The organism is Microcoleus sp. Pol14D4, from assembly GCF_036701245.1.
GTDB lineage: Bacteria > Cyanobacteriota > Cyanobacteriia > Cyanobacteriales > Microcoleaceae > Microcoleus.
Genome location: NZ_JAUBQM010000047.1, coordinates 34,622 through 50,463, shown reverse-complemented (window position 1 = coordinate 50,463; position 15,842 = coordinate 34,622). Strand labels below are relative to the sequence as shown.

The window sequence follows — 15,842 nt, the reverse complement described above, 5'->3', positions numbered from 1 at the left end:
TTCGGTGCACAGATATAGAGCCTATTGGCGGCTTTTTGTCAAGTACAATTTATACCAAATTAGATGAGCTTACCCTGATGGATGAATTGGCAGGTCGATCGCCCTTCACACCACCCAAACAAACTACTTACTCAATATCGCAGCATCCGTACTGCTAGCAAAAGCCGGACGAATAAACTCCTCCTTCTCTTCCAACGTGATGTAACCCTTATCTACAGCTAGCTGCATCACTTCCTCAAGAAAACCTCTGAGCACATCTAATACTTGAGTGCGATCGAATTAAAAATGCTTTTCCTAGCCAGTGGTAAGTTGGGCGAAGTGAAACCTAGGGTTCGTTACCTCAACCCAACCTACTAATACCAAATCCGGGTTAAATTTACCCTCTATCTCTTAGTCCGCGCAGGCGGACTTTGTGTGTGTAGAAGCGGTTTCAACCGCCGAGATATCTTACGGTGTCGGATTCGGATACTTAGCGTGCACCGCATCGATTTCCGCTATAATCTCCCGATCCAAATTCACCTCCAAACTACCGATATTTTCCTCCAACTGTTCGAGACTTGTTGCACCGATAATAGTGCTAGTTACAAACCAGCGCGATCGCACATACGCCAAAGCCATCTGCGCCGGACTTATCCCATGTTTCCCCGCAATCTCAACATACGCTTTCACCGCATCATTCAGATTAGTTTTATCGTAACGCTGACCAAATCCCGCAAATAAAGCCAACCTAGAATTTTCGGGAATTTCCTTTAAGTATTTACCCGTTAACAGCCCAAACCCCAAAGGACTGTAAGCCATCAATCCCACATTCTTAAAACGGCAAGTTTCTGCTAAATTTAGGTGAAATGTCCGATTGCTCAAACTGAAAGCATTCTGAATCGAGACAACCTTCGGCAAACCGTGTTTTTCAGCCAACGTGCAAAACTCGCAAACTCCCCAAGGCGTCTCGTTACTCAAACCCAAATAGCGGATTTTTCCAGCTTTGATTAAGTCAGCAAATACCTCTAACTGTTCCAAAATCGGTACAGTTTCGTGTTCTTGGGCGATGTCGTAATCCGGCGCGCCAAATAAGGGCACGTAGCGATCGGGCCAGTGGATCTGATAGAGGTCGATGTAGTCAGTTTGCAAGCGCTTCAGGCTGTCATTCAGGGCTTTTTCGACATTTGGGCGATCGATCTGATTTTTCCCTTCCCGAATCCACTTTAATCGAGTGCTTCTGCCCGCTACTTTAGTCGCTATAATGACTTTATCCCGCTGCTGTTTCGCCAACCATTCGCCGATATATTCCTCTGTTTTTCCCTGAGTTTCCGCCTTTCCAGGGACAGGATACATTTCTGCTGTATCGATAAAGTTAATTCCTCTATCGATCGCAAAATCGAGCTGTTGTGCTGCTTCTCCAACGGTGTTCTGCTGGCCGTAAGTCATCGTACCCAAACAGATTTCAGATACTGATAAATCGCTGTCGCCTAGTTTTTTGTATTCCACGAGTTTGATTGCTGGAAAAATATCTGATTCTATATTACAGAAAAACCTTGATTTAATTTACAGATCCAGAAAAGTGCACGAAGCTTTCTCCTCTTAATTCCTCTGCGCTCTCTGCGCCCTCTGCGGTAAAAAAAATCTGCACTTAAATGTTAATATAAATAATTCGTATTCGTCTGATGTATGAGTAGTCGCCCGCCAAAAGTTCCATTTGTCAACCTCTCCCTGCAACACCAACCAATCCAATCTCAAATAACAGAAACAATTGGGAAAATTATCGAGCAAGGAGATTTTATTTTAGGTCAAGCACTGACAGAATTTGAAACAGCATTTGCAGCAGCTTCAGGAGTAAAATACGGCGTAGGAGTGGCTTGCGGAACAGATGCGATCGCTCTGGGACTCCAAGCTTGCGGCATTAATCCGGGTGACGAAATTATCATACCCGCTAACACTTTTATCGCCACCGCGATCGCCGTCCTCCAAGCCAAAGCTATACCTATTCTTGTAGATTGCGACCCGGAAACCGCCCTGATTGACCTGACAGCAGCCGAAACAGCAGTTACCTCGAAAACTAAAGCAATTATCCCCGTACACCTCTACGGTCAAATGGTATCGCCCCGGCAGCTTTTAGATTTTGCGAACCGCCACGATTTAATCATATTTGAAGATGCCGCCCAAGCGCACTTAGCCGAGAGAGAAGGATACCGCGCGGGTTCCATTGGAAAAGCAGCAGCATTCAGCTTTTATCCCAGCAAAAACCTCGGTGCTTTTGGCGACGGCGGGATGTTAATTACTAATGATGCACAACTCGCAGAAAAAATGCGAACTCTCCGCAATTACGGAGCACCCAGCAAATATTTGCACACAGAAATCGGTAGCAACAGCCGCCTCGACAATTTGCAAGCCGCCGTGCTCAATGTTAAATTGCCTTATTTAGAAAAATGGAATCGCGATCGCACCGAGGCCGCCCAACACTACGATACTCTACTAGAACCATTGAAACACAAAGGCATTGTCCCGATCGCCAACCACAGCAGCAGCGGTCATATTTATCACCTCTATGTTATCAAAATTACTGAGGAAAGCTCGTTAGCGAAGCCCGCCCCTACGGGGGCTACGCCAACGAAGAGGATCGACCGCAACACCCTTCAGGAAAAACTCGCCCAACACGGCATTCAAACAGGCATACACTATCCCGTACCTTGTCACCTGCAACCCGCCTACCAAAACTTAGGGAATCGGGGCGACTTCCCCCGCGCAGAAACCCTGTGCGAACAGATTTTATCATTGCCAATGTATCCCGGATTGAGCAATACTCAGATCGAGCAAGTTGTTCGGGCGATCGTACTATCATTGAATTACTAATTGTTCCTAAAACTTATGCGGCAGGTGGTTCAAGCAGTAAGGTGCTGTTGTCACAGCGTTTTTGTGAGGAATTAACAAATCTTTAACTGACAGTTTAAAACCCCAAAGCGTTGCGAATCCAGCGCGGCAATCTTAAAACTTCTCACACCATGCACATCCAGCGCAAAATTCGCATTGTTTTCAAACGATACCTCCTGGGGGAAGGTATCACGGTGCTCCTAGTGCTGCTGTACGCCCCCCTGCTAGTACATTGGTACGACGGCTGGCTGAACAAAAGCATCAGCATCGAACACGAATATTTCAGCCACGGACTAATTGGTTTGCCCTACGCAGCTTATATTGCTTGGATGAACCGAAAGTGCTGGCGCAGCTTGCCCAACTCACCGCATCCTTTGGGAGGCTTTTTGCTGGTACTAGCCACGCTTTTTTATCTAAGTCGCTTGAGCGATTTAGTAAATTTATCCCTGCCCGTAATGCTAGTCAGCATTTGCTTATCTTTAAAAGGAATTCCCGGCTTGCAATTGCAGGCGATGCCACTTTTATTCGTATTTCTGGCATCGCCAAACCACATTCCTTACCTCATAGAACCCTACGCCTTGCCCTTACAGCAATTCATTGCTGAAGCATCAGGCTGGATATTAATTAAGGTTGGTATCCACGTGAGAGTGGAAGAAATTTATCTGTACGTAAACGAGCGCATTGTAGAAGTTGCTCCACACTGTGCAGGCTTAAAAATGCTGTTTACCAGTCTTTACGTCAGCTTAATTCTGCTGGATTGGACGGGAGTTTGGATGTCTCGAAAAAAAAGCCTTTTATTTTTAGTGATTACATCCATTATTAGCATCACTTCCAACATTTTTCGCAACACTGTACTAACTTACTTTCACGGAACCAACAGAGAGGTGCTTTTTACTTGGCTGCACGCCGGATGGGGCGGAGATTTGTATTCTGCTTGTATACTAGGGTTATTGGTACTTATCCTCAACGGGATGGACAAGTATTTCCCAAATCAGTCTGGCAATTAATGAAACAGATGATTTCAGCACAGAAACTACTGCGGCGGTATCAATTATCTAAAATTATGGTACTGGTGTTTTTGCTGGTATTAGTTGGGGCAGTAGCAATTCCCGGCTACGCGACCGGAAGGTGGCCTTGGACAAACCCGCCAACCCTTGCCAACCTCAAGCAATTAAGAAGTGTGCGCCAAAACGGTATAAAAATTCCTGGGTGGCAGGTTATAGCCGTTCAGAATAACGTCCAAATTGGCACTCACAGATGGTTAGTTGAAGAAATTAGAAAGGATAAAACAATTGCCATTTTATTGCTGTTGCCTCAAAATTACCCCAAAAACCAGCCCCAAGTAGAATGGCTAGATATCGATGGATTTCATCAGTGGCAAACCGATTCTCATCGTACTTTGAGCTTTACAGTAAAATTAGCACCAATACCCGACCAGCCACCGCCTACTGTCGAAGCCCGGTTTTTCCGAAGCTGGACTCCCCAACAAACTTTTGCTGTCGCGCAATGGTACGCTTGGCCTAACGGGGGTTCTCCAGCAACCAGCCGCTGGTTTTGGGAAGACAGCATTGCTAGACTGTCGAACCGCCGCGCCTCTTGGGTTGCTGTCAGTATCATCCTTCCCATTCAACCGCAGGACGACATTAAGATAGCTCAACCCTTGCTCGAATCTCTCGGTGAAAGTGTTCAGGCTAAATTAATTACAGAAACTTTTCGGTTTTAGTAAGCAGGTAGGTGCAAATAAATCAGCCTAGGGCGTGGGCCGATTTTGCCAAAATCAACTGCTTCCTAGTAAATATCAGGATTCAACTCGCCCATAAAATATCTTATTGTTTTTTCTCGTCGCTATATTTAGATGAAACTTACAACTCACGTCATTATTCAAAATAATACTTTTTTAAATCCTCTGAAAAGGCGGGGAAAATCCACAATTAAAAATCGCCTCGCTTTTTCCTTGGCAGGCCTGTATTCAACTGCTTGGACTATATCTTTTGCTGCTGTATTCTGGGGTTTTAATAGCAAAATTTTTTCGGAAACGGCTTTAGCTCAATCTGTTGTTCCAAGAGACCAGCGGCTCGTGGCGCCGCCGCCATTGCGGGTCCCGCCACCGCCGCCTGCCAATTTCAACCGGGATATTAACCCAGCTTTTCGGAATCGGCCCTACCGCCTAGGCCCGGGAGACCAGATTGCTGTTCAAGTTCAGCGCTTCCCAGAGCTAGGTTTTACAGGTCCAATCAGCCCTGAAGGCGTAATTGTACTGCCGCTAATCGGAACAGTAAATGTGCGCGGTCTTACTGTCGAAGAATCACAGCAGCGCCTCCGGGAGCGCTTTGGTCAATTTATTAAAAATCCTCAAGTCTCGGCTGCTTTGCTGGTTCAGCGGCCCGTAGTGGTGACGGTGACGGGGGAAGTGGCCAGACCGGGTTTTTATCCGCTGCAAACCCCCCAGCTTCCTGCAGCTCTGGCGGCGGCTGCTGGGACTAATCCTACGGCGGAACTGCGGGCGGTGCGGGTGCGGCGGACTCTGCCGGGAGGTGCTGTGGCGGAGCAAGTTGTTGATATTTTGACACCGCTGCAAACTGGTATTGCTCCGCCGGATTTGCGTTTGGAAGATGGAGATGCGATCGTCGTACCGTATAAACAGGTTACGCCCGATCGTAAATCGGATCAAGATTTAGCATCCAGGTACAGCCTGGCTGCTGCTGCTGTCCCCGTCCAAATCACTGTCACCGGAGAAGTCAGCAAACCGGGTTTTTACACGCTTCCGGCGGGTTCTGGTCGAATTTCGGCTGCTTTGGTGATTGCGGGGGGAGTCACGGGAAAAGCCGATTTGCGCGCGGTACGAGTGCGGCGGACGCTGATGGACGGCTCCTCGGTGGAGGAACCAATCGACCTCTACACTCCCCTAGCAAACGCTAACGATTTGTTCGATTTTCCTTTGGCATCGGGAGATGTGATTGTCATCCCGGAATTGGACGCTAGTACCAAAAACCTAGATTACGACCAAGCTCTTGTTTCGCGGTCTACTCTGATTAAACCCAGGATCTACGTTCGAGTTTTGAGTTACGCTAGTGGTGGTTTGACCTCGTTCTACGTAGAAAATGGCAGCAGGTTTTTGGATGCTCTCAACAACTTGCCTGTTAATCTTGCTAACTTGCGGAAAATAGCCCTGATTCGGTTCGACGAAAAGCAAGGTAGAGCAATCAACCGTTCGATAGATGCTAAAGCTGCTTTGGAGGGCAATGTTTCTCAGAACCCGATGCTCGAAGATAATGATGTGATTGTTATTGGTAGGAATTTGGTAGAGCGCATTGGTTATGTAATCAATACTTTTACTCGACCATTCCGGGATACTTTGGGATTTATTCTGTTCTTTGAGCAGTTGAGAAATGGGGTAACAGATTTGTTCGGTCCGTCACGTAATGATAGGTAGTCATACCATTTTCTATTGGCGACGGGCAATGACTTATGGGATATGAGTTTAGATCGCGAACCTACGGTTGCAGGTTTTTGGGGGATTGGTAGAATTAGTCAGCAGTCATTAGTTATCGTTAACAATTAGCAATCTAAAATCTAAAATCTAAAATCTAAAATCGTCATGACTTTATCAGTTGTCAAACGTTATTTAATTGCTTTCGACCAATACAAGTGGGTGGGACTGGCTACTCTCGCGGTGACTGTGGGGGTGTCGGGAGTAGTGGCCCTGCAGCCAAAGGCAGCGCCAGTTTACGTTGCCATAGGTACGCTGGCCTACGACAGACCGAGCGTGATTTTTTCATCGACTACTACTAAAATTCAACAGGAAGGACAAGAAATAACTAAAGATATGCTGCTGGATACAAGGGTGATTAAACCAGCCGCAGAAAAACTCATCAAACCCCAACAAAAATTAAACCAAGAAGAAGCGGCAAAAAAAGTACAGGCTTTGGCTAAAAAGCTGGCAAAAGATGTGCAAGTAAAGATGCCCACTAAGAATAATGACCCCAGCGCTTTGATTCAAGTATTGTACAAAAATGCCGATCGTAAAAAAGCAGTAGAGGTAGTAGAGACGCTGATGAAGGAAATGGTGGAGTACAGCAAAACATTTAATACTTCTAGACTGCGAGCGACGATCGCCCAAATTAACCAGCGTTTGCCGAAAGTAACTGAGGAACTCCGAGAGACGGAAGCAAAACTTGAAGCCTACGAAAAACGAGAAGGAACTTCAATTTTAGCAGCTCAGAGCGGTGCTTTGCCGCAAGCGATTACCAGCATCCAACAGCAGCAGCGGCAACTCCGCGTGCAGTTGGGAGGAATTGAAGCTCAAATTAACAGTTTGCAGGCTCGCTTGGGATTGAATGTGGAGCAAGCTTACGTCGCTCAAGCACTCTCTGCCGATCCAATTATTGCCCAACTGCGAGTGCAATTGTTTTCGATCGAATCTCAGCTCAAAATTCTCCGCAGCGACTTGCAGGAGGAACACCCGAAAATTGTAGAATTGCTCAAACAAAAACTTGCTTTTGAGCAGCAGTTGCAGCAGCGGCAATCTGAGGTACTCGGCGGTAACGGGGTGGCGGCTCCGCTCAGAAGTGCCGATCGAATTCGGGTAGACTCTTCTTTAGATCCGGCCAGACAGCAGTTAGCTCAAACTTTGATTGCTTTGCAAACGCAGCGGGATACGGTGCAACAGCAACTCCAAGGAATCGAGAAAACTGAAAAAGAATTGCGCCGGGAACACGCGACAATCCCCAACAAGCAGTTAGAACAAGCTAGGTTAGCCCAGCAAGTGGCGTTCAAAAAAGCTCTCTACGACAAGATGCAGTCGGCTTTGGTAGATGCTGAGGCAGCGGTAGCTGAGACAACGGGGAGTTTGAGAATCGCCCAATTGCCGCAAACTGATGACGTTGAGTCAAACAAGAGAGGTTTGCCCGTGATGCTGGCGGTGGGCGGCTTTGTGGGATTGCTGCTGGGCGGGGGGTTGATATTTTTGTTGGGGATGCTCAACGGCAAGTTTTACAGTTGGGAAGAAGTGCGGGCGGCTTTGGTGGAAAAAGAGGTGCCGATATTGGGAGTTTTGCCGGAAGTGACGGTGTTTGATTCCTACGGCGATGAAATGCCTCTGGCCCTGGAGGCAAATTCTCCCTATTTGGAATTTTACGAGCGGTTGCGTACTAATTTGCGCCGGATTGGGAACAAACCGGTGAAGGTGGTGTTGCTGACTTCGGCGGCGCCTTTGGAGGGGAAAAGTTTTAGTGCTTACAATTTGGCAATTGCATCGGCTCGATCGGGTAAGCGGACTTTGCTAATTGAAGCAGATTTGCGATCGGCTTCTAACGTTGAATCTTTGAAAATTGCTGCCGATCCTTTGGCGACGGTGGAACCTTTGCACTATTACGGCAATATTAGCGAGTGCGTCCTTTTGGTTCCCGAGGTAGAGAATCTATACGTTGTGCCGAGTCCCGGCTTTTTGCGGCAAGCCTCCGCCGTACTAGAATCGAGCGAAATGCGGAGATTGTTTGAGGATGTTCGCAACCGCTTTGATTTTGTGGTTGTGGATTCTCCGGCTTTGAGCGAGTGCAACGACGCGCTGACACTGGAACCGTACACGGACGGTATGATTTTGGTGGCGCGGCCTGGTTACACTTTGTCTAGTATGTTGTCTGAGGCTGCGGATCAGTTGCTGGAATCTGAGGAGGACGAGTCGCATAAATCCGGGCCGCGGCTGTTGGGAGCGATTATTAACGGTGCTGATATTCCGGTGAAGTTCCGCAATGATATTGAGGAATTCGAGTTGCCTTTGAGTGCGATCGGCGATCGCGCGATCGAAGTGCGATCGAGGCAATTACCGCAGCAGTCAAAGCCTAAAAATAAGGCTATTAATAGTAAATTGAGATAATTTATCTGGCTTGATTCTTGTCAAGCCATCTTCAATGAAATATGAATATATTGTAGGCGGCGACATAAGCACCTTAAGCTTAAAGCACCGTTAACAGCCAGTCGATTTTAGATTTTAGATTTTAGATTTTAGATTGAAAAACTGACTCCACAGATGAATCTGGGAGTTGGAAGTTCGGTCTAAAATTTTTCACTTGTCAACAGTCAACAGTCAACCGTCAACAGTCAACAGTCAACACTCATTACTTGAAAATGTGTCATCGCACTATTGATTGGATTCCGGGCGTTTCTGGTGTTTACTCTGGATAAACTGTTCCAAATCGGCGATCGCATCTTCAAAATCCGACAAATTAATTTTCGCAGGTCTAGTCTTCTTCGGCAAACTCGAAGACTGACTCGCAGACTTAGCCGGAGGCGGTGGAGATTTAGGTTGTGCCGCTTGAGTGCTGTTCGATTCTATAGAATCGAACAATTCATCCAGGGACTCAAAAAATGATTGAGCCGAGGCCCGGCGTAAATCTTTCTGGTCGTCATCTGTCATAAGCCACTCCATAGACTCTAAAAGTTGCCAATAAACTCTGCCCGCCCCCGGCGCGTGCAGACATGAAAACCCGACTAAAACAAGCAAGCGCACACTATTTAACCGGACGGTGGAATGCCTGCTGCTGAACTTGCTGCCCCATATAAAACCTGCAGCGACCATTGTCAGCCTTCAAACTTATATTTAACTCTACACCCACCTACTGAGTGATTTGAGACGTTGTGTAGACCCAGCTCCAAATCATCGACCCTGAAAAAATCTCAGTTAAGGCTCTTTCGTTGTCTAATTAACCCTAGTCTAGTCGAGAATAAGGAGACAGGACTTATGCAACTATTACCGCTGTTCAAGGGTTGCGATGGCAACGCGCCACCTCGAAAGGACGGAGAGACGGTGTTTTTTGCTTGAGTCCTAAGATTTCAAAGGCATTAGGAGATTTTAAGGTGACTCAGGGATTTGATTACGATTTAGCAATTATCGGCGCTGGCGTGGGCGGACACGGCGCGGCCATACACGCGGTTAGCTGCGGGCTGAAAGTGGCAATTATCGAAGCAGGGGACATGGGGGGGACTTGCGTCAACCGCGGCTGCATTCCCTCGAAGGCGCTGTTGGCGGCTTCCGGGCGGGTGCGAGATTTGCGGAATGCCCACCACCTGAAGACTTTGGGTATTCAATTGGGCAGTGTGGATTTCGATCGCGGGGCGATCGCCAATCACGCTAATACTATTGTTAGCAAACTTCGCGGCGACTTGACCAACAGCCTCAAACGTTTGAATGTCGATGTCATCCAAGGTTGGGGCAAAATTGCCAGTGCTCAAAAAATTACCGTCGAAACAGATAAAGGCGAGAAAACTATTACCGCCAAGGATATTATTCTCGCTCCCGGCTCGGTTCCCTTCGTCCCCCCCGGGATAGAAATTGACGGCAAAACTGTATTTACCAGCGACGATGCTGTCAGGTTGGAATCGCTGCCGAAGTGGATCGCAATTATTGGTAGCGGTTATATCGGTTTGGAGTTTTCTGATATTTACACCGCACTGGGCTGCGAAATTACGATGATTGAAGCTCTAGATCAGTTGATGCCGACTTTTGACCCGGATATTGCTAAGTTGGCAGAACGAGTGTTAATTGCACCCCGCGATATTGAAACAAAAGTAGGTGTTTTGGCGAAGAAGATTACTCCTGGTTCGCCGGTCATTATTGAATTAGCTGATTTCAAAACTAAGGAAGTTGTCGAAGTTTTGGAAGTTGATGCTTGTTTGGTAGCAACTGGCCGAGTTCCTGTCAGTAAGAATTTGGGGTTAGAAACAGTTGGCGTGGAAACGATGCGCGGTTATATCCCAGTTAACGATAAGATGCAGGTTTTGGCGGCGGGAGAACCGGTGCAAAATTTGTGGGCGATCGGCGATGTTAATGGCAAGATGATGTTAGCGCATTCTGCGTCTGCTCAGGGAATTGCCGCAGTAGAAAATATTTGCGGCCGTGCCCGCGAAGTTGACTATTTGAGTATCCCGGCGGCGGCTTTTACTCACCCGGAAATTAGCTATGTGGGGATGACTGAACCTGCTGCCAAAGAGTTAGGAAAAACTGAAGGGTTTGAGGTCGGTTCTGTCAAGAGTTATTTTAAGGGAAATTCTAAGGCTATTGCGGAGGGTGAAACCGACGGTATGGCTAAGGTGATTTACCGGAAAGATACTGGCGAGTTGTTGGGAGTTCACATTTTCGGTTTGCACGCTGCGGATTTGATTCAGGAGGCGGCAAATGCGATCGCCCAGCGCGATTCTGTGAACACTTTAGCATTCCGAGTTCACACTCACCCGACGCTTTCGGAAGTGTTGGATGAGGCGTTTAAACGGGCGGCTGGAGCGGGTAGTCATTAATTTGTAGGGGCTGTTTTCTTGTTTTATATCCCCGACTTGTTGAATAAGTCGGGGATTTCGGTATACTGTTTTAAGGCGGTGGTAGAGTGCCGATCGCATTTTGGGCTAATTCTAGAAATTCTTCAGCTTGGGCGATCGATTCTGCGGCTTGATCGCTCGTAACGGCATCAAGTTCGCCGTAATCTCCAGCATTTCGCAATTCTTGAGATCTGATGAGGTATTGGTGAAACTTAACAGGAACTCTTCCTGTACGAGCAAATTCTCGGCCAAAGGCACTAATGACTGCGGAATGTTTAGAAAAAGATAACCCTTCCCCTTCTAAAAATGCTTCGGCAATATAAAACATGGTGTAGTAGGCGCGAGATGCTGCATAATCCGGGTATTCGCCATCTAACATTAACTTAGCCGCTGAAAGGCTTTGACGAGCTTTTGCGAGTAAGTTTAATTGAGCCGATGTCATATTAAAATTCCCTCTTTACGGATATTTCTGAGCAAAGGGCTTTGATAATTAGTAAATTTTTCTTCATTCATAAACTGGCAGCTAATCACTTCATCATTTTGGAGCGACAAATCTGCTACAATCTGAAGAGTTCTATCAATTTCTTCGCCTGCTTGAACTGGCGCTTTCAGAACTACTAAAACATCTATATCTGAGTCTGGATGTGCATCGCCTCTGGCTTGGGAACCGTAGAGCACCATTTGCGTGAGGCGATCGCCGTAGAGTTGCTCGAAGTGCGATCGAAGTTGCATCAGTATATTTTTAAGCTTATCGTTAATGCTCATATTTGTTATAAATGATTGGAGGGCGATCGGGATTCTTTCGTTATACCAAATATCCCACTCCGATTTTCTCCTACTCACTATAGTTGGTCTTATGAATGGTTGTCAAAGCGGTAAAAATCCCCTATGGTGTTGGAGAAAAAGGATTAGTGATACTCCAAAAAAGAGCGCTCGCGCTCTGAGTAAGGAAAGGGCGATCGTTCCGATATGACAAGCACTTTAGCCACCAGATGATGCACACATAAACACCGTTTCTTTACTACCTCCCTTTTCCCCAGCCATACAACAAGCGAATGTTTGATTACCGTCTTCAGGCTTGGTGGGAGGAAATATATCTACTTTGAAAATGTAATTGTTGGTTTCCTTGGGCAATCCCAGTAGTTCTAGGGAGTCGGTAAACTGAGTATTTTCAGCATAGTAAGCTAGTTGTTTTTTCTGACAAGTATTAACGTAAGTAATGCCCTCTACTTGTTTAGCTTTATTTATAAATTTCAACATACCCCCCATAGATATAGTAGCGAGAATACCTATAATTAGGATAACGACTAACAACTCTACTAGAGTGAAACCTGAGTTTGGCTTGCGATAAAGCCGAGAAAAAATCCTTAAAATATATTTCATTTTACCTTAATTCAACAGTAAAATTAACTAGGCACAAAGAGTTCCTACTGGAAGCCCATGTTCGTAGTAGGAACTTTTTCAGCCTTATAGATATTGGTGTTTATCCTGATTGACTAACAACCATAAGAATGTTAACCGCGACAAGATGAAGGTAAAATTACTGCCAAAACCATCGCCAACGGTAACACTTTGTGTCATAACTCAACCAAACAGACTGGCCCCATACATTGCTACCACCATATCTCCATTGACAAAGCTTATTCGCATCAGGAGGTGTAGGCATACATAGTCTTCCCTGTGCTCGCCAATAATTACAATTGTCTCCTGTCGAAAGGCGACCTAGGTATTCATCTTTTGTAAACCACCCAGCCGATGCTGACTCTGTGTGAGAAAACAGAACTACACTACCAACTAAGGCAGCCATCGCTATTTTACTAAATTGCGCTGGTTTTATCATCAATTATGGTCTCCTATTTAAACAATTAAGCTTTGAACACTTTATATTAATATTATTCAACTAAAATCTTAAAAATGCAAATTACAATATGTCAGAATAAGTAACTAATTTAGTCAGCCCAAAGATCGGCAAATGTCATCTACTATTGCTAATGTCATCAACTGTCAGATATTTGTGATAATATGATATAAATCATTGACAAATCAAAGCAATGGACGTAAAAGATATATTGCAGTTTACTGATAGTCTATTTTTTTCCGAGACGGGTAAACATATAGATCGTCTGCAAGAGACAATTTTGAAAGGAACATGGGAGGGTCAGAAATATAGCGACATTGCAGAAGAAGAACATTGTACCGAAGGTCATGTAAGAAATGTCGCCTCGGAATTATGGCAAATAATTTCTAATGCTTTAGGTCAAGAAGTTAATAAATCTAATTTTCGACGTACATTACAAAAATCTTATTTATCTATTAGTTCATCAACTTTTACAACAGAATTTACAAATGTTAGGAATGTTAATTTTTGTAATGGTAACATACAACAATCAGAAGAAGTTATGAATAATCGATCGCCCGCAGCTCCCCGAAACTCCCCACAAACCCCAACTCAATCCCATCTAGACTTAAGCGACGCACCCAAAATTTTCACCTTTTACGATCGCACATCCGAACTCGCCACCCTCAAACAGTGGATTCTCCACGAAAATACCCGCCTACTCGCCATACTAGGCATAGTCGGCATTGGCAAAACCGCACTCGCCGTACACCTAGTAGAACAAATCAAACATGAATTTGATTTCATCATCTGGCGAAGTCTCGCCACATCTCCACCCCTGTCAATACTTCAAACAAATATAATTCAATTCTTCAGTAGGGGCGGCGCCCCCGTGCCCGCCCCAAATGCCGGTGGCTTGTCTGCCCCAGAGGAAGGGACAACCACGGGGGGATTTCCCCTACTGAACTACTTGCAACAATACCGCTGTCTGCTGATACTCGATGACGTACAAATGATAAATAGCAGCGGACAACTCGCTGGCAATTACCAACCTGGATATGAAGATTACGGCACACTCTTCAGACAGGTAGGAGAATTATCTCACAACAGTTGCTTAATGCTGCTCGGTTCGGAAAAGCCTAGAGAAATCGCCGCATTAGAAGGAAAAAATCAGCCAATTCGCTCATTGCAACTGAATGGTTTAGGTGCTGAAGCGGGGGAAATCCTTAGAGAAAAAGGTTTAACTGAAGATGCAAAATTGTCAGAACTAATTGAACAATACAGAGGCAATCCCTTGTGGTTAAAAATAGTTGCGACAATGATTCAAGATTTATTTAACGGCAGCCAATCGGAATTTTTGTCGGATGATACACTATTTTTAGGTGATTTAGAATCTTTACTGCATCAGCCATTTAATCGCTTATCCGAGTCAGAAAAACAGGTAATGTCATGGCTAGCGAGTGAAACCGCGCCAGTTTCCATCTCAAAAGTGCCAGAGAATCTGCAATTATCTCGATCGCAATTTTTGAAAGTTATGCAATCCTTGGGACGGCGTTCATTAGTTGAAAAAATCCCGGAGGGCGATCGCACATTTTTCACCCTTGAACCCGTACTAAAAGAGTATGTTAAAACTAACTATCCCCGCCCAAACATATAAAAAGAATCCCGATCGCCCTTATAATATTCTTAGTATTGGGAAGCTAAAAACCATGTCACTCACACAAACCTAAGTAACCTATACTGAAGCTCTGGCCAATCTTGATGAACTGTGCGAACAAGTCATCAGCGATCGCGATGCCATCATCATCACCCGCAAAGACGGCGAAAACGTAGCCTTAATTGTCGCTGACGAGTTGGCAAGCTTATTGGAGACATTACACCTGCTGCGATCGCCCAAAAACGCCGATCGCTTGTTAAGTGCCCTGAAACAGGCAAAAGCCAGAACAGCCAAACCTCTGCCTTACTCAAATTAGGCCGATCGCACAGCAGCAGATTCAGCAACAATTTCTTCATCTTTGTCGCTCAAACCAGTTCCAAATTCAGTATATTGTCGCACTTGAGGATGCCTAAAACCCAGTACAATATCTTCTTTAGGAACACCTGCCGCCAGTAAATCAGTCGCCACTCCTTCTTCGGTATCATCATATTGAATCCAAATTTTATCGCCGATTAAATCAAGGTGGATTGGTGTGGCGTGAAGGTACTGGTTCTCATTCCAACCAATATCCAAAACTAAATATCCTCCTCGTTCATCATCAAATAACATTTGAGAATGATAGCCATCAGGTATAGTATTGCGGAAGTTAGCGTGTTCTTGAAGTATGGTTTTGATAATTTCTTGGTATCTCAATCGGGTATCCATTGAAGTATTGCCTCACTTTTTTATCAAAAACAATCAGTTTAACTGTCTGATTTTTAAATAACACTTCCCCTAATTCTATAGAAAATACACTATTAAAAACCTCCTCAGAAATAGCAAGATATAGTTTTCTATCGCTCTGCATTTCATTAAGCACATGGCGGTAAAGAACGTACTGTCCCAAAGCCTGTTCCAAATCTTTTACATCCGAGCGTCCCACAAAACTCTTAACCTCAAAAACAATTTTTTTTGTTCCTTTTTCCGCATTAATTAGACGCTCTGCACCCAAGTCTGCAGATAAACGCTTGCGACCAATTTGCATGGGAAATGGATCGTGAGTAATTGTCCAGCCATCCTTTTCTAAGGCACGCTTAACTGTATCGTGATATATATCTTTAGCTGGCACGCATTAGCTCTCAGGCTAGGAGGATTTACTGTAACCATTATATAATACGTTGAAACTTGTTACGA

General features: G+C 45.3%; 15 protein-coding genes and 1 pseudogene. 8 read left to right on the top strand and 8 right to left on the bottom strand.

Annotation, left to right across the window (positions count from 1 at the left end; translation table 11 throughout):
• Nucleotides 1-447 precede the first annotated feature (447 nt).
• The gene (locus QUA33_RS17520) at nt 448-1,485 is read right to left on the bottom strand and encodes an NADP(H)-dependent aldo-keto reductase (protein WP_333149821.1); all 1,038 of its coding nucleotides are present in this window, start codon (nt 1,483-1,485) and stop codon (nt 448-450) included.
• A 180-nt stretch (nt 1,486-1,665) separates the two neighbouring features.
• On the opposite strand from QUA33_RS17520, the gene QUA33_RS17515 reads away from it, so the two are divergent.
• The 5 genes from QUA33_RS17515 (at nt 1,666) to QUA33_RS17495 (ending at nt 8,740) form a co-directional block, all read left to right on the top strand.
• Entirely contained in the window at nt 1,666-2,847 is a 1,182-nt protein-coding gene (locus QUA33_RS17515; RefSeq protein ID WP_333149819.1) for a DegT/DnrJ/EryC1/StrS family aminotransferase, read from the top strand.
• 149 nt (nt 2,848-2,996) lie between these two features.
• Nucleotides 2,997-3,872, top strand: a complete 876-nt coding sequence (gene crtB / locus QUA33_RS17510) for a cyanoexosortase B (RefSeq protein WP_333149830.1) — start codon at nt 2,997-2,999, stop codon at nt 3,870-3,872.
• A complete protein-coding gene (locus QUA33_RS17505) occupies nt 3,872-4,588 on the top strand; it encodes a cyanoexosortase B system-associated protein (RefSeq protein ID WP_333149817.1) in 717 nt (238 codons plus the stop codon). The genes crtB and QUA33_RS17505 overlap by 1 nt, the downstream gene beginning before the upstream one ends.
• Nucleotides 4,589-4,720: 132 nt before the next feature.
• Entirely contained in the window at nt 4,721-6,298 is a 1,578-nt protein-coding gene (locus QUA33_RS17500) for a polysaccharide biosynthesis/export family protein (RefSeq protein WP_333149815.1), read from the top strand.
• 165 nt (nt 6,299-6,463) lie between these two features.
• The gene (locus QUA33_RS17495; RefSeq protein ID WP_333149814.1) at nt 6,464-8,740 is read left to right on the top strand and encodes an AAA family ATPase; all 2,277 of its coding nucleotides are present in this window, start codon (nt 6,464-6,466) and stop codon (nt 8,738-8,740) included.
• A gap of 264 nt (nt 8,741-9,004) precedes the next feature.
• Here QUA33_RS17495 and QUA33_RS17490 read toward each other — a convergent pair whose 3' ends face one another.
• Nucleotides 9,005-9,280, bottom strand: a complete 276-nt coding sequence (locus tag QUA33_RS17490) for a hypothetical protein (RefSeq protein WP_333149812.1) — start codon at nt 9,278-9,280, stop codon at nt 9,005-9,007.
• Between the two features lie 440 nt (nt 9,281-9,720).
• On the opposite strand from QUA33_RS17490, the gene lpdA reads away from it, so the two are divergent.
• Nucleotides 9,721-11,157: a dihydrolipoyl dehydrogenase gene (lpdA, locus tag QUA33_RS17485; RefSeq protein WP_333149810.1), complete on the top strand. Its 1,437-nt coding sequence runs from the start codon at nt 9,721-9,723 to the stop codon at nt 11,155-11,157.
• 70 nt (nt 11,158-11,227) lie between these two features.
• On the opposite strand, the gene QUA33_RS17480 is transcribed toward lpdA, so the two are convergent.
• From QUA33_RS17480 to QUA33_RS17465, 4 genes and pseudogenes are all read right to left on the bottom strand, one after another.
• A complete protein-coding gene (locus QUA33_RS17480) occupies nt 11,228-11,617 on the bottom strand; it encodes a HEPN domain-containing protein (RefSeq protein WP_333149808.1) in 390 nt (129 codons plus the stop codon).
• Nucleotides 11,614-11,940 (bottom strand): nucleotidyltransferase domain-containing protein, encoded by a 327-nt coding sequence (locus tag QUA33_RS17475; protein WP_333149806.1) that lies wholly within the window; start codon nt 11,938-11,940, stop codon nt 11,614-11,616. The genes QUA33_RS17480 and QUA33_RS17475 overlap by 4 nt, the downstream gene beginning before the upstream one ends.
• A gap of 216 nt (nt 11,941-12,156) precedes the next feature.
• A complete protein-coding gene (locus QUA33_RS17470) occupies nt 12,157-12,435 on the bottom strand; it encodes a type IV pilin-like G/H family protein (RefSeq protein ID WP_333149828.1) in 279 nt (92 codons plus the stop codon).
• Nucleotides 12,436-12,450: 15 nt separating this feature from the next.
• Nucleotides 12,451-12,558: pseudogene (locus QUA33_RS17465) on the bottom strand (type IV pilin protein); the annotation flags it as partial.
• A gap of 668 nt (nt 12,559-13,226) precedes the next feature.
• Between QUA33_RS17465 and QUA33_RS17460 the strand changes: the two are divergent.
• Nucleotides 13,227-14,669, top strand: a complete 1,443-nt coding sequence (locus QUA33_RS17460) for an NB-ARC domain-containing protein (RefSeq protein WP_333149804.1) — start codon at nt 13,227-13,229, stop codon at nt 14,667-14,669.
• A gap of 91 nt (nt 14,670-14,760) precedes the next feature.
• Nucleotides 14,761-14,985, top strand: a complete 225-nt coding sequence (locus QUA33_RS17455; protein ID WP_333149826.1) for a type II toxin-antitoxin system Phd/YefM family antitoxin — start codon at nt 14,761-14,763, stop codon at nt 14,983-14,985.
• On the opposite strand, the gene QUA33_RS17450 is transcribed toward QUA33_RS17455, so the two are convergent.
• Both QUA33_RS17450 and QUA33_RS17445 read right to left on the bottom strand, forming a co-directional pair.
• Nucleotides 14,982-15,374, bottom strand: a complete 393-nt coding sequence (locus QUA33_RS17450) for a XisI protein (RefSeq protein WP_333149803.1) — start codon at nt 15,372-15,374, stop codon at nt 14,982-14,984. The genes QUA33_RS17455 and QUA33_RS17450 overlap by 4 nt on opposite strands.
• Entirely contained in the window at nt 15,316-15,777 is a 462-nt protein-coding gene (locus tag QUA33_RS17445) for a XisH family protein (protein ID WP_333149801.1), read from the bottom strand. The genes QUA33_RS17450 and QUA33_RS17445 overlap by 59 nt, the downstream gene beginning before the upstream one ends.
• Nucleotides 15,778-15,842: the final 65 nt, after the last annotated feature.

Excerpts from the sequence above, each read along its gene's own strand:
- QUA33_RS17495 (WP_333149814.1), top strand. The coding sequence starts at position 6,464 with ATGACTTTATCAGTTGTCAAACGTTATTTAATTGCTTTCGACCAATAC.
- QUA33_RS17515 (WP_333149819.1), top strand. The coding sequence starts at position 1,666 with ATGAGTAGTCGCCCGCCAAAAGTTCCATTTGTCAACCTCTCCCTGCAA.
- QUA33_RS17460 (WP_333149804.1), top strand. The coding sequence starts at position 13,227 with ATGGACGTAAAAGATATATTGCAGTTTACTGATAGTCTATTTTTTTCC.
- QUA33_RS17450 (WP_333149803.1), bottom strand. The coding sequence starts at position 15,374 with ATGGATACCCGATTGAGATACCAAGAAATTATCAAAACCATACTTCAA.
- QUA33_RS17475 (WP_333149806.1), bottom strand. The coding sequence starts at position 11,940 with ATGAGCATTAACGATAAGCTTAAAAATATACTGATGCAACTTCGATCG.
- QUA33_RS17505 (WP_333149817.1), top strand. The coding sequence starts at position 3,872 with ATGAAACAGATGATTTCAGCACAGAAACTACTGCGGCGGTATCAATTA.
- QUA33_RS17500 (WP_333149815.1), top strand. The coding sequence starts at position 4,721 with ATGAAACTTACAACTCACGTCATTATTCAAAATAATACTTTTTTAAAT.
- QUA33_RS17490 (WP_333149812.1), bottom strand. The coding sequence starts at position 9,280 with ATGACAGATGACGACCAGAAAGATTTACGCCGGGCCTCGGCTCAATCA.
- QUA33_RS17480 (WP_333149808.1), bottom strand. The coding sequence starts at position 11,617 with ATGACATCGGCTCAATTAAACTTACTCGCAAAAGCTCGTCAAAGCCTT.
- QUA33_RS17470 (WP_333149828.1), bottom strand. The coding sequence starts at position 12,435 with ATGTTGAAATTTATAAATAAAGCTAAACAAGTAGAGGGCATTACTTAC.
- crtB (WP_333149830.1), top strand. The coding sequence starts at position 2,997 with ATGCACATCCAGCGCAAAATTCGCATTGTTTTCAAACGATACCTCCTG.